Source organism: Methanobrevibacter curvatus, from assembly GCF_001639295.1.
In the GTDB taxonomy this organism is placed as follows: domain Archaea; phylum Methanobacteriota; class Methanobacteria; order Methanobacteriales; family Methanobacteriaceae; genus Methanoflexus; species Methanoflexus curvatus.
In genome coordinates this window covers 14,374-27,544 of record NZ_LWMV01000155.1, presented here as the reverse complement: position 1 = coordinate 27,544, position 13,171 = coordinate 14,374, and the positions used below count along the sequence as shown (strand labels likewise).

The following is a 13,171-nucleotide window of genomic DNA, read 5'->3' as shown; positions in this document are numbered from 1 at the left end:
ATTAATTGCAATTTTATTTAGTAAAATAACACTTAATATTCTATTAATTTATATTTAAATAGTGGTTTATTGATTAAATCAATTTTAAAGAGATTAATTTTTTCGTGAATTAATTATGCGATATTTTCTTCTTTTTATATTTTTTTTTTTTTATTTCTATTAATTTGGTTATGTTATTTTTTAATTTTTTTCTTTTCTTGTAAAACATTACTATTTTTAAGTTATTTGAATATAAAAATCATTTTTTTTTAAAATTATTTTTTAATATTTTTTAAATTCTTTTTTAAATCCTTTTTTAAATATTTTTTTGTGAATAATATGACCATATATGATTTAGTTGTTGTTGGTGGAGGTCCAGGAGGGATAATGGGGGCTATTAGTGCTTTTATTAATGGTCACAAAAATCAAAAACCATTAAAAATTGCAATTATAGAAAAAAACAGTTTTTTAGGTAAAAAACTTCTTTTAACTGGCGGTAAAAGGTGTAATATTACAAATATGAAGCCGGTTAAAGAATTACTTCTCAAAACATCTAATAAAACATTTTTAAAACATAGTTTTTACTCTTTTCCTTCTGAAAAATTGTTAGAACTATTTAAAAATAAAGGATTAGATTTTAAAATTGAAGAAGGGGATAAAGTTTATCCAAAAAATGGAGATAGCCATTCTGTTTTAAATATTTTAATGGAGTACTTAAAAGAGTTTAATGTTGACATATTTTTAAATTCTCCAGTTGAGAATATTAAAAAAGAAGATGATTATTTTATAATATCTTCATTAAACAATATATTCTATTCAAAAAATCTTTTAATATCTACTGGAGGGATAACTTACCCTACAACAGGTTCTACTGGAGATGGATATGTTTTTGCTTCTAATTTTTCCCATAGTTTATCTAAAATCCACCAAGGACTCCTTTCTCTAACCTCTAATGATACTTTTATTAAATCTCTTTCAGGTATTAGTTTAAAAAATATAACCATATCATTTAAACATAAATCAACTAATTATTTTAAAAAAGGAGATATTTTATTCACTCATTTCGGATTATCTGGTCCAGGAGTTTTAGATTTAAGTAATGATATTGTTGAAGCTATTTGTTTAGAAAATAAATCTAGCGATTTTTTAAATGGCTTTTTCAATAATTTTTATATTACATTAGATTTCTTACCTCAATATAACAATGAAGAATTAAAAAATATTTTTAAGACAGAATTTAATAAAAATGGGAAATTAAAAATTAAAAATTATCTAAAGCATTTTCTTCCAAATCGCTTTATTGAAGATTTTTTAGAATATATTGGTGTGAATTCAGATAAACAGTTGTCAAATATAAAAAAAGATGAAATAAATTCTCTGATTACTAATTTAAAAAATTTTAAAGTGAATATTAATGGGTTTTTTAATAAAGAACATGGTATAATTACTTGTGGAGGGGTTAATTCTAAAGAAATCAATTCAAAAACTATGGAATCTAAAATTGTTAAATGTTTATTTTTTTCTGGTGAAATTATTGATGTATATGGTCCAACAGGAGGTTATAATCTTCAAATAGCTTTTTCAACTGGATATTTAGCTGGTCTTTCTTTAAAATTGGCTTAATGGATATTTCATCATTCATTTTTTAATTTAATTAATTTTGTTTTTTAATCACAAATTATAAATAATATAAAAACATATATAATATATGTTGTAAAATATGAATATAACTATTGTTATAATAATTATAAATGTGGATTTTTAATTAATATTTTGTTAAAAATTTATATTTCTTAAAATTTTATTTATATTTTTAATTTGCTTTTGAACACATTTGTTCATATGTTATCATTTAATTTCAATTTATTTTAAATTGTATAAATGTCTAATTAAAAAATTTAAGGGGACAAGAATCTAAATGGAAGATGAAGAATTTAGCACAACTAATGTTGAAGACCTTAAAACTGAAATCAAATTTCTTAAAGAAGAAAACATTAAAATTAAAAGAAACCATTCATGGAAGTTAAGGAAGTTAGAAAAGGAAAAAATAATACTTGAAAATGATAGAATTAAATTAGAAAGAGAGGCAAAAGCTCTTAAGAATGAAGTTGAAAGATATAGAACACCTCCATTGGTTCTTGCAACAATTACTGAAATAGTTGATGAATCAAGAATGGCTGTTAAAAGTAGCACTGGACCACATTTTTTAATCAAGTATACTAAAACATTTGACGAAAAATTATTACAACCAGGATCTAGAGTTGCATTAAACCAATCAACCTTTAGTATTATAGATATTTTACCATCAGAAAAGGATGCAGATGTTTCTGGAATGGAGATTGATGAAAAACCAGCTGTAAGTTATGACACCATTGGTGGACTTGAAGATCAAATTTTAGAAGTTAAGGAGACAGTTGAGCTTTCACTTAAAAGACCTGAATTATTTGAAAAAGTTGGAATTGAACCGCCTAAAGGAGTTTTACTTTATGGTCCACCAGGAACTGGTAAAACTTTACTTGCTAAAGCTGCTGCCCATGAAACTAATTCAACTTTCATAAAAATTGTTGCTTCCGAATTTGTTAAAAAATACATAGGTGAAGGAGCAAGATTAGTTCGTGAAGTTTTTGAATTAGCAAAAGAGAAAGCACCAAGTATTATATTTATAGATGAAATAGATGCTGTTGCTGCTAAACGGCTTAAAAGTTCAACAAGTGGAGATCGTGAAGTTCAAAGAACCTTAATGCAGCTTTTAGCAGAATTAGATGGTTTTGAAAACCGTGGAGACATTGGAATAATTGGTGCAACCAATAGACCAGACATTTTAGATCCTGCATTACTTCGCCCAGGACGATTTGACAGATTTATTGAAGTTCCTTCTCCAAATGAAGATGGCAGAAGAGAAATTCTTAAAATACACACTTCTAAAATGTCTTTAGATAAAAATGTTGACTTAGACATCATAGCTAATTTAACTGAAGGTGCTTCTGGAGCTGATTTAAAAGCCATTTGCACAGAAGCAGGCATGTTTGCAATAAGAGAGGAGCGTATTGAAGTTACTGAAGTAGATTTTATTGATGCATTTGATAAAATCATGGTATATGACCACGAAGAAGAATTTAAAAAAGAAGCTGGAGTAATGTTTGGTTAGTAATTCATATTTAAAGCCAATGATGAACCCTATGAGCGCTGATTTGTGATGACTGATGGGCGATCTGAGGCTTTTATTTTTTTTTAATTATTTCTTATTTTACTTTTTTTCTTATTTTTATTATTCTCTTTTATTTTTTATTATTTTTTAATTTCTTTAATTTTTTTTTATTTTTTATTTTTATTCATTTTTATTTCTTTAAAATTTTTTAAGATATTAATTTCGGTTGATAAAATGAGATGTGAAATATGTGGTGTAGCAATAGAAGAAAATCCAATTAGAACTAAAATTGATGGATCAGTTATGATGGTTTGTGAAAAATGTTCTAAGTTTGGTAAAATTCAAAAAGCACCTCCAGTTCCAAAAACTTTTAGAAAAACAGATAGTAAAACTAAACAACAAAATCCATATAAACCAAGACCTATGTATAGTGCGGATGAACCTACTGACGATTTAGTTGAGAATTTCAATGATATTATTCGTGAAAAAAGAGAAAAGAATAAATGGTCTCGTGAAGAACTTGGTGCTAAGATTAATGAAAAAGCATCAGTTATAAGTCGACTTGAATCAGGGAAGATGATACCAGATACTAAATTAGCAACAAAAATTGAAAAGATTTTAAAAGTCAAATTATTAGAGGAAATTGGAGGATTTAACCTTGAAGAATTCAAATCTCAATCTAATCAAGGTCCAACATTAGGAGATATTGTCAAAATTAAAAGGAAATAAACTTTTTCTTTTTACACTTTTTTTTTATTTAATTCAGTTTTTATTATAATTTTTTTTACTTAATACATTTTTTATTTTAATATTTTTCTAATATTTTTTTAATATTTTCTTTCTAATATTTTTTTTATTCTTTTTTTTTAAATTTCTAATTTTCAATTTTTTTTACTTTTTTTCAAACACATTTTCTTCAATGCAATTTGATTTTTTTAAAATACTCTTGAAAAATCCAAAATATTTATATACTAGTCTGTTAAATAATTATATTTATCAAATGAAATGGTATTAAAATAAATTTTAATTGATTTTTATTATGTTACTCTAATTTTATTTGATTTTTTTAAAATAATTGTTTCTTAAATAAATTTGGTCTTAAATAAATTCGGTGATAATAAATGCATATTATGGAAGGATTTTTACCATGGTATTGGTGTGTTTTCTGGTTTGTTGTCTCAATACCAGTAATAGCTTATGGTATATATAAAATTAAAAAAGTTACAGATGAGACTCCTGAATCAAAATCATTATTAGCTGTTAGTGGAGCTTTTATGTTTGTTTTGTCATCTTTAAAGATTCCATCAGTTACAGGAAGCTGTTCTCATCCAACAGGCAATGGTTTAGGGGCAACTCTTTTTGGTCCAGCTGTAGCTTCAGTTTTAGCCCTAATTGTTTTACTTTTTCAGGCAATTTTATTGGCTCATGGAGGTCTAACAACTTTAGGTGCAAATGTATTTTCAATGGGTATTGTAGGTCCATTTGTTGCTTGGTTGATTTATAAATTATTAAATAAAACTGGAATCAACTCAGCCATTTCAATATTCTTTGCTGCATTCTTAGGGGACTTATTAACATATGTTACAACAGCCATTCAATTATCTTTAGCTTTTCCACAACCAAGTTTCACTTCAGCTTTGTCTGTTTTTATGGGAATCTTTGCAGTAACTCAGATACCTCTTGCAATAGCTGAAGGACTATTGACTGTTGTTATTTGGAATGGTTTAACCTCATATAAGCCTTACCTTCTTGAAAAACTTAAAGTTTTAAATCCTAAAGAAAATTCAAGTTCAAAAACGGAGAGTTAATGCATGAATAAATTGAAAATTAATGTAATACTAATAGTTCTAGTGATTGTCATTGGGGTTCTTCCTTTAATGATATTTTCTGGTTTAGGTGAAGATCAAGGATACTTTGGTGGCTCTGATGATGCTGCAGGTGAAGTTATTGAAGCAACAGGATTTGAACCATGGTATTCTTCTTTTTGGGAACCTCCAAGTGGAGAAATAGCAAGTTTACTCTTTGCTGTTCAAGCAGCTATTGGTGCAATAATCATAGGATACTTCTTTGGATATTGGAGAGCAGAAGCAAAGTATAAACAAGATAAATAATACTATCATTAAATCATGATTTTTTTATTAAAAATTTTAAATAAAATGTATAAATAAATCTTTTAATAAATCTTTTAATAAATTTTTTAATAAATCTTTTAATAAATCTTTTAAATAAAGTTTATTAGTGAAATTTAAGGTAGAAATATGAGTGTAGAAATTGATTATATTGCTCACAACAATAAATTTACAAATATAGATTCAAAAATCAAATCAATAACTGCTATTTCTTTAATTTTAATAGCTTTGATACTCAGTATGCCAATTGTTTCTATATTTGTTTTATTGATTGCAATATTTCTAACTCTTTTTGCTGGAATTCCATATAAATTTTACTTAAAATTCTTGTCGGTTCCACTTATCTTTTCTTTAATAACATTTATATTTATGGCTTTTTTCTTTGGTAGTGGAGACATCCTTTGGAATTCAGGGATTTCATTTATTGTAATAAGAATAGATGGATTAGAATTAGCTATTAACACATTTTTAAGAATAGTGGCTTGCTTTTCTTCCCTTGGATTTTTAGCTTTAACCACACCTATTACAGATATTTTAAATATTTTGTCAAAGTTAAGAGTTCCTAAACTTCTTTTAGAAATAGCTATGTTAATGTATACAACAATTTTCCTATTTTTCTCCCAAATAGAGGCAATGAAAAATGCTCAAAGTACAAGATTAGGTTACTACGGATTTAAAAATAGCTACAGATCATTAGGAGTTTTAATAAGCAATTTATTTTTCAGATCATTAGATAAAAGTGATAAATTACAAATTTCCCTTGATTCTCGCGGATTTTCTGGTTCTTTCCACATTTATGATAGATAAATTTAAATTAATTATTGTATCAATTTTATCAATACTATTTCTATCAATATTGTTTATTATCATTAATTTTTCTTTTTTTCATTTTTCAAAACATTTTTAAATTTTTAAGATTTACTACTGAATTGATTAAATTATTAAAATCTTAAAATTAACATTGTTTGAATAATTTTTTAAATTCCATAAATTTTAAATACTTCTATAATAGATATATACTCTATTATAGGTGATTAGATGAAAATTATAGGAATCTGTGATACTACCTTTGCTCGATTTGATATGGGTGCTGCAGCTATTGATGAGCTTCAAATGAATGTTACAGACTTAAAAATAATTCGGCGAATTGTTCCTGGAATTAAAGACCTTCCTGTAGCTTGTAAAAAGCTTATTGAAGAAGAGAGTTGTGAAATTGTAATGGCTTTAGGGATGCCAGGTAATAAGGAAAAAGATAAAATGTGTGCTCATGAGGCTTCTACAGGTTTAATCCGAGCTCAACTAATGACAAATACCCATATTCTTGAGGTGTTTGTCCACGAAGATGAAGAAGAAGATCCTAAGGAATTAAAAGTTTTAATGGAACAACGTGCTCGTGATCATGCTCAAAATTTAATTAAAATGATTTTTAAACCAAAATTATTAAAAAGAGAAGTCGGAAAAGGTATTAGAGAAGGAAAAGAAGATGTTGGTCCTCTTTAATTTTTAACTTTGACTTTTATTTTTAACTTTAGCTTTTATTTTTAATTTTGAGCAATTATTTGTTTTTTAGTAATTATTTATTTTTTAGTAATAATATTATTTTAGTATGGGGTATATCTTTTTTATTTTTTTATTTTTTATATTATTAATTTTTTTTCTTCTTTCTTTGATATTATGTGTCATAAGGTTAATCAAATCATGGATGGTCTTTTTTTAGTAATTCCTGCATTTAACGAGTCTAGTAGATTAGGAAACTTGTTAGAAAAATTAGCTAACAAGTATAATATTGTTGTTGTAGATGATGGTTCTAATGATAATACATATGAAATTGCTAAATCTATAAAGAAGAAATATCCAAATAATATTTTTGTCTGTAAGCATTTTTTAAATCGTGGTGTTGGAGCAGCAACCAAAACTGGAATGGCTGATGCAATAGCTCATGGAGCAAAGTATATAATTACAATTGATGGTGACGGTCAACATGATATTAAAGATATTGATAATATAGTTAGACCTCTTACTTGTGGGGTTGCAGATGTTGTTTTAGGTTATAGGGACTTCCATATAATGCCTTTTTCAAAAAAATTTGCAAATAAAATGATGAATATTGTAACTAGAATTTTTTACAATGTTAATGTAAGAGATTCCCAATCAGGATTTAGAGGATACAAATCAGATATAATTCCTCTTTTAAAAATTCATTCTGATAGATATGGTGCTATTTCTGAGTTTACACGAGAGATTAAAACTAATAATTTAAAATTTGAAGAAGTAGAAATTCAAACGATTTATACTGACGAAACCCAAGCAAAAGGCACTAATTTTAAAGTAGGATTAAAAATCTTTTTTAAAATGATTTCAGATTTTTTACGAGGTAAATATTAATTTCACTTTTAAATAATTTAATTAATATTTTTTATTAAGTTTAAAATTTGGTTTATTTAAGTTTATTATTTCAATTAATCATTTATTTTATTTAATTTTCATTCATTGTTTTGTAGGAGTTCATTCATTGTTTTGTAGGAGATGATATTATTATTTTAAATATTCTTTTATACCAAATTTTAGTAATTATAATAGGTATTATTGCTGTAGTCATTGTTTTTGAAAGATTTAAGCATAACAAACTTTCATTTTCCACATTTATATTATGGTTGGTTTTATGGATAATCCTTCTTGTGGTAACAATTGTTCCAGATTTTTCTGCATTGTTGGCTCAATTTTTTGGTTTGGGTAGAGGAATTGATTTATTAATTGTATTTTCAATTATTGGGGCTTATTATCTTTTGTTTAGATTATATCTTAAAATAGAAAAAATTCAACAGGATATTACAAGTTTAATAACTCATTTGGCTATTGAAGAAGAAGTTAATGAAGATATTAGTAAAAAGTAGATTTATTTTTTCAATATTTTTTTAATAATTTTTAATCAAGTTTAAAAGAGTATTTAAACTTTATATTTTTTTAAGTCTTAAAGTTTAATATTTTATTTACCTGGGGGTAATGTGCCAAAAAAGACTAATGAAAAATAATGAAATTCTTAATAAAACTGAATTTAATAATATTCAAGAAAAAGAAAAAATTTTGCTGAGGGAACTGAAAAAGAAGTAACAGAAGGTGTTAAAACAATTCTTGGGGATCCTAAAAAAGCTATAATGAATCTTTCAGGCTTATGATAATAGTTTTACTTGTAAATTGTTGTATTCTCTTATAAACAGTATTTGAGTGGTAAAGATTAGTGATAATGCTTTGGTAGCTGTAGGATTTGTCATACCAGTGTTTTTAATTGCTGTTGACCTTGGATCAGGTCTTGGATCAGGTGCAACAGCTGCTATTTCGCATTTTATTGGTAAGAGGAATCAAAAATATATAGATATCTCTGCAATACATACAATAGTATTAACTATTATTTTTTTTATTATAATAGCAATTATTACATTTTTATTCTTAAAACCAATTTTAATAATTTTAGGTGCAGGAAACATTATTAATATGGCTTTAGATTATGGATACATAATATTTGGTGATAGTTTCTTTTTAATTTTCTCATCTGTAGCTTATGACATATTAAGGGTGAGAGAATGGCAATAATGCCATTTATGCTTGTGTTTAGGTGCAGTAATTAATGATTTTAGATCATATTTTAATTTATCTTTGTCACTTAGGTGTTGGCTGGTACAGGTGTTGCGAGTGTTATCTCATTAGGTTGTTTCTTTGTTAATTGCTTATTTATGGTCTAATTATATACTTAACTGTTAAATAATAATAGTAATAATAATAGTAATAGTAATAATAGTTATAATAATAGTAATAATAATAGTAATAGTAATAATAGTTATAATAATAGTAATAATAATAGTAATAGTAATAATAGTTATAATAATAGTAATAGTAATAATAATAATAATAATAATAATAATAATAATAAGAATGATAACTTAATTGATAATAATTACATGACAAATAATAGTTTTTTAGATTTATAATTTTTTAAAACTGATTATATAATTATATTTTTTATTTAAATTTAAGATGACAATATTTTAATTTCTATGATTAAATTCAAGCTTTAATTTTATGAATTTTAAATTTTGTTTATAGGTGAAATAATATGAAAGGAGAATTATCTGAAGAAATTGTGTCTATTAGCATGACAGAATCTTCAAGAGCTATTGCTTTATACGAAAAAAATAAATTTGGAAAAAAAGAAGGAGATATTTTAGAAATTTCCCTTGTCGAAGCATTATTTCTACTTGAAAAGGGTCGTTTAAATGTTTTTAAAAAAGATAAAAAAATTGACTTTAACACCTTGAAAGAATTTTTAAGAGAAAAAAATCTTTATGGTCGATTTGTTGTTTTTAGAGATTTAAAAGATCGAGGATATGTTATTAAGTCTGGATATAAGTATGGATCGGATTTTAGATTGTATCAACGTGGAGAAAGTCCAGGATATACTCATTCTCAGTATTTAGTTAAAATTATCCAAGAATTTGATGCTTTAAATGTTTCTGATTTTTCTTCTTATGCAAGAGTTGCACATGGCGTTAAAAAATCATTGTATCTAGCAGTAATAGATGATGATTGGGATATAACCTATTATTCAGTTTCATGGATAAGACCATAAATTTTTAAATAAATTTGCTTTTAACTAAATTTACTTTTAAATAAATTTTATTTTTAAGGAAATTCACTTTTAAATTAATTATCTTTTAAAATCATATATTTAACTGATAAAAACAGTAATATACTAAAAAAATTATAATTCTAATTAATATTTTATATTTATTTTATTTAAAAAAATTTTTAAAATTATTATTTTTTAAATTATTATTTTTTAATTAAAATTATTTTAAATAAATTTATTCATTTTTAAATAAAATAATTTTAAGTTAAATATATTTATAAATTTTTAATAAAAATTCTTAAATACACATAGGTGAATTAATGATAGATCCATGGGCATCAAGTGAATTGGATTATGATAAAATAGTTAATCAGTTTGGAATAAAGAAATTTTCAGATATATTAAATAAAATTAAAAATCCATCAAGTTTAATGAGAAGAGGAGTCATATTTGGTCATAGAGACTTTGAAAAAATAGCTAAATTAATTAACTCTAAAGATGATTATGCTGTTGTTACTGGGATGATGCCAAGTGGTCAAATGCATATTGGTCATAAAATGATTGTAGATCAGCTTAAATGGTATAATAATAATGGAGGAAAGCTTTCACTTTCAATAGCTGATATGGAAGCTTATGCTGCAAGAAATATTCCATTTAAAGAAGGTAAAAGAATAGCAATTCATGAATACATTTCAAATTACATTGCTTTAGGTTTAGATTTAACTGAGGATAATATTTATATTTATCTTCAATCTGAAGAGGAAACTTTAAAGGATTTTAGCTATCAATTGTCAAAAAAAGTTAACTTATCTGAAATGAAAGCTATTTATGGTTTTGAAAATTCTACAAGCATTGCTCATCTTTATGCTCCAATAGTTCAAGTTGGAGATATTTTACTTCCTCAACATGAAAATTTTGGTGGTCCAAAGAACGTGATTGTTCCTGTTGGAATAGACCAAGACCCTCACATTAGATTAACTCGTGATATAGCATACAAGTTTAGAGAGGATTTAGGTTTAATTGCTCCTGCTTCTACATATCATAGATTTATCACGGGATTAACTGGAGGTAAAATGTCAAGTAGTAAGCCTAACACAGCTATTTTCTTAAATGATTCTCCAGAACTTGCTGAAAAAAAAGTCAAAACTGCTAAAACGGGTGGAAGAGAATCACTTCAAGAACAAAAAAAGCTTGGAGGTTGTCCAGATAAATGTGTTATCTATGAAATGTTTGTTTATCATCTTTTAGATGACGATAAAAAACTAAAAGAAGTTTACAACCAATGTAAAAATGGAGAGATTCTCTGTGGTCCATGTAAAGCAATGGCTGGGTCATTGATGAAAGACCTTTTTGAAAATTTAGCATCAAAAAGAGAAGAATCCTTAGAAATAGCAAAAACAATTTTATAAATTTAGAAGAACCTTTAAAACAAACTTTTTAAAAAAGTTTGATCAAAATAATCCTCAATTTTCATTTAAGCAAAAGTGTTTTACTATCAGAAGAACTTTTTAAAAAAATATCATAAAAAAGTTTTCTCAAAAGTAAAAAAATTAATTTAAATAAAAATAGTCTGTTTATTTATTTTATTTATTTTAATGAATTTTTTAAAATTTTTACTTAAATTGTGTATTTATAATATGAAATACATATGAATATATTTAAATGAATTGTTTAATGTATTATAATTTTTTTATTAAAAAAATTTATTATTTATCCTATTATTTTCTATAAAATTCATATATAAAAATTCATATAATATTTACTTAAATTTTATTAATTAAGATAAGTATCTTTAAATTAGTGGTTTTATGATTAGATGTGTATCTTGTGGACAAGTTTATAACGATAATGATATAGTATATAGATGTGAATGTGGATCTATTTTAGAAGCCGTTATTAATGTAGATGTTAAAAAGGAAGTTTTTTCATCTAGAAAAAATACTATGTGGAAATACAAAGAATTTATTCCTGTAGATGAAAATAAGATTGTCACCCTTCAAGAAGGAGCCACTCCTTTTTGTAAATGCGATAAATTAGGAAAAGAACTTGGAATAAACTTACATGTAAAAGTTGAAGGTTCAAACCCTACTGGTAGTTTTAAAGATAGGGGAATGAGTGTCGGTATGACAAAAGCCATTATGCTTGGTGTTGATGCTGTTGGATGTGCATCTACTGGTAATACTTCAGCTTCTCTTGCTGCATATGCTGCTCGTGGAGGATTGAAATCAATTGTTTTACTGCCTGCTGGAAATGTGGCACTTGGTAAATTGGCTCAGGCAATGTTTCATGGTGCTGAGGTTTTATCTGTTGATGGAAATTTTGATGAAGCTCTTGAAATGATCACAAAGTTGGCTCGTGAAAAATATTTATATCTTCTAAATTCTATTAATCCTTTTAGGTTGGAAGGTCAAAAAACAATTGGTTTTGAAATTCTTGAGGATTTAGGATGGCAATCACCAGATAGAATAATTTTGCCTGTTGGAAATGCAGGAAATATCTCAGCTATTTGGAAAGGAATCAAAGAATTTTACAATGCAGGTTATGTAGAAAACAAACCAATGATGACTGGTATACAAGCAGAAGGTTCTGCACCTATTACCCATGCATTTAGAAAAAAATCTAAATCAATAACGCCTGTTGAAAACCCTGAAACTATTGCAACAGCCATTAGAATTGGAGATCCTGTAAGTTATACTAAGGCATTAAATGCTATTTATGATTCAAATGGCTATTCTGAGACAGTTAGTGACGATGAGATTCTTAATGCTCAAAAATTATTAGCACGTACAGAGGGAATTGGTGTTGAACCTGCTTCAGCAGCATCAATAGCTGGTTTAAAAAAGCTTGTGGAAGATGGAACAATTGAAAAAGGTGAAAATATAGTATGTGTAGTTACTGGTCATCTTTTAAAAGATCCAGATACAGCTATTAAAGCATCTAAAGAACCAACTAAAATTGGTGCAAGCTATGATGAATTAAAAGCATACATCCAAAAATAATCTTTTATTTTTTAGTATTTTTTTATTCTTTTTATCTTTTTATTCTTTAAGTATTTTATAGTTCTTTTATTTTTTTTACCCAGTTATATTTTTTAGATATTGTGAACATAACTAAAAGCATAATCTTTATATATAAAAACTTTTAGATAATCATAAGTAGAATAAATTTAAGTATTTAATTATCTTATTAACTATTAATTATGATTATGCTCTATTTATTTTATATTTAGATAAGTATATTAATACTTTAAATTTATAAATATTAAATTTTAATCACATATAATTAGAGGTG

The 13,171-nt window shown here is 25.6% G+C and carries 13 protein-coding genes; all 13 read left to right on the top strand.

Annotated elements, in window-relative coordinates; translation table 11 throughout:
- Positions 1-318: 318 nt before the first annotated feature.
- The 13 genes from MBCUR_RS03895 to thrC all read left to right on the top strand — a co-directional run bounded on the left by MBCUR_RS03895 (position 319) and on the right by thrC (position 12,879).
- The gene (locus tag MBCUR_RS03895) at positions 319-1,602 is read left to right on the top strand and encodes a BaiN/RdsA family NAD(P)/FAD-dependent oxidoreductase (protein ID WP_067090435.1); all 1,284 of its coding nucleotides are present in this window, start codon (positions 319-321) and stop codon (positions 1,600-1,602) included.
- Positions 1,603-1,897: 295 nt separating this feature from the next.
- Positions 1,898-3,127: a proteasome-activating nucleotidase gene (locus tag MBCUR_RS03890; protein ID WP_067090433.1), complete on the top strand. Its 1,230-nt coding sequence runs from the start codon at positions 1,898-1,900 to the stop codon at positions 3,125-3,127.
- A 234-nt stretch (positions 3,128-3,361) separates the two neighbouring features.
- A complete protein-coding gene (locus MBCUR_RS03885; protein ID WP_067090430.1) occupies positions 3,362-3,856 on the top strand; it encodes a multiprotein bridging factor aMBF1 in 495 nt (164 codons plus the stop codon).
- 392 nt (positions 3,857-4,248) lie between these two features.
- Positions 4,249-4,935 (top strand): cobalt ECF transporter S component CbiM, encoded by a 687-nt coding sequence (gene cbiM, locus MBCUR_RS03880; protein ID WP_067090427.1) that lies wholly within the window; start codon positions 4,249-4,251, stop codon positions 4,933-4,935.
- Between the two features lie 3 nt (positions 4,936-4,938).
- On the top strand, positions 4,939-5,238 hold the full coding sequence (locus tag MBCUR_RS03875) for an energy-coupling factor ABC transporter substrate-binding protein (RefSeq protein WP_067090425.1): 300 nt from the start codon (positions 4,939-4,941) through the stop codon (positions 5,236-5,238).
- Between the two features lie 147 nt (positions 5,239-5,385).
- Positions 5,386-6,063, top strand: a complete 678-nt coding sequence (gene cbiQ / locus MBCUR_RS03870) for a cobalt ECF transporter T component CbiQ (protein ID WP_067090423.1) — start codon at positions 5,386-5,388, stop codon at positions 6,061-6,063.
- A 231-nt stretch (positions 6,064-6,294) separates the two neighbouring features.
- Positions 6,295-6,756 (top strand): riboflavin synthase, encoded by a 462-nt coding sequence (ribC, locus tag MBCUR_RS03865; protein WP_067090420.1) that lies wholly within the window; start codon positions 6,295-6,297, stop codon positions 6,754-6,756.
- A 174-nt stretch (positions 6,757-6,930) separates the two neighbouring features.
- Complete coding sequence (locus tag MBCUR_RS03860; protein WP_067090417.1) at positions 6,931-7,641, top strand: glycosyltransferase family 2 protein; 711 nt, start codon at positions 6,931-6,933, stop codon at positions 7,639-7,641.
- A gap of 122 nt (positions 7,642-7,763) precedes the next feature.
- On the top strand, positions 7,764-8,150 hold the full coding sequence (locus MBCUR_RS03855; RefSeq protein WP_084269468.1) for a DUF2304 family protein: 387 nt from the start codon (positions 7,764-7,766) through the stop codon (positions 8,148-8,150).
- A gap of 331 nt (positions 8,151-8,481) precedes the next feature.
- Complete coding sequence (locus tag MBCUR_RS03850) at positions 8,482-8,847, top strand: MATE family efflux transporter (protein ID WP_084269466.1); 366 nt, start codon at positions 8,482-8,484, stop codon at positions 8,845-8,847.
- Between the two features lie 520 nt (positions 8,848-9,367).
- Positions 9,368-9,880 carry a tRNA-intron lyase gene (endA, locus tag MBCUR_RS03845; RefSeq protein ID WP_067090410.1) on the top strand — a complete coding sequence of 171 codons (513 nt, stop codon included), beginning with the start codon at positions 9,368-9,370 and terminating at the stop codon, positions 9,878-9,880.
- Positions 9,881-10,200: 320 nt separating this feature from the next.
- Entirely contained in the window at positions 10,201-11,289 is a 1,089-nt protein-coding gene (locus MBCUR_RS03840; protein WP_067090406.1) for a tryptophan--tRNA ligase, read from the top strand.
- A 399-nt stretch (positions 11,290-11,688) separates the two neighbouring features.
- The gene (thrC, locus tag MBCUR_RS03835; protein WP_067090403.1) at positions 11,689-12,879 is read left to right on the top strand and encodes a threonine synthase; all 1,191 of its coding nucleotides are present in this window, start codon (positions 11,689-11,691) and stop codon (positions 12,877-12,879) included.
- Positions 12,880-13,171 lie beyond the last annotated feature (292 nt).

Bases quoted from the DNA above. Each gene is read 5' to 3' on its own strand.
- ribC (WP_067090420.1), top strand. From the start codon at position 6,295: ATGAAAATTATAGGAATCTGTGATACTACCTTTGCTCGATTTGATATG.
- thrC (WP_067090403.1), top strand. From the start codon at position 11,689: ATGATTAGATGTGTATCTTGTGGACAAGTTTATAACGATAATGATATA.
- MBCUR_RS03840 (WP_067090406.1), top strand. From the start codon at position 10,201: ATGATAGATCCATGGGCATCAAGTGAATTGGATTATGATAAAATAGTT.
- endA (WP_067090410.1), top strand. From the start codon at position 9,368: ATGAAAGGAGAATTATCTGAAGAAATTGTGTCTATTAGCATGACAGAA.
- MBCUR_RS03890 (WP_067090433.1), top strand. From the start codon at position 1,898: ATGGAAGATGAAGAATTTAGCACAACTAATGTTGAAGACCTTAAAACT.
- MBCUR_RS03860 (WP_067090417.1), top strand. From the start codon at position 6,931: ATGTGTCATAAGGTTAATCAAATCATGGATGGTCTTTTTTTAGTAATT.
- MBCUR_RS03885 (WP_067090430.1), top strand. From the start codon at position 3,362: ATGAGATGTGAAATATGTGGTGTAGCAATAGAAGAAAATCCAATTAGA.
- MBCUR_RS03895 (WP_067090435.1), top strand. From the start codon at position 319: ATGACCATATATGATTTAGTTGTTGTTGGTGGAGGTCCAGGAGGGATA.
- cbiM (WP_067090427.1), top strand. From the start codon at position 4,249: ATGCATATTATGGAAGGATTTTTACCATGGTATTGGTGTGTTTTCTGG.
- cbiQ (WP_067090423.1), top strand. From the start codon at position 5,386: ATGAGTGTAGAAATTGATTATATTGCTCACAACAATAAATTTACAAAT.
- MBCUR_RS03875 (WP_067090425.1), top strand. From the start codon at position 4,939: ATGAATAAATTGAAAATTAATGTAATACTAATAGTTCTAGTGATTGTC.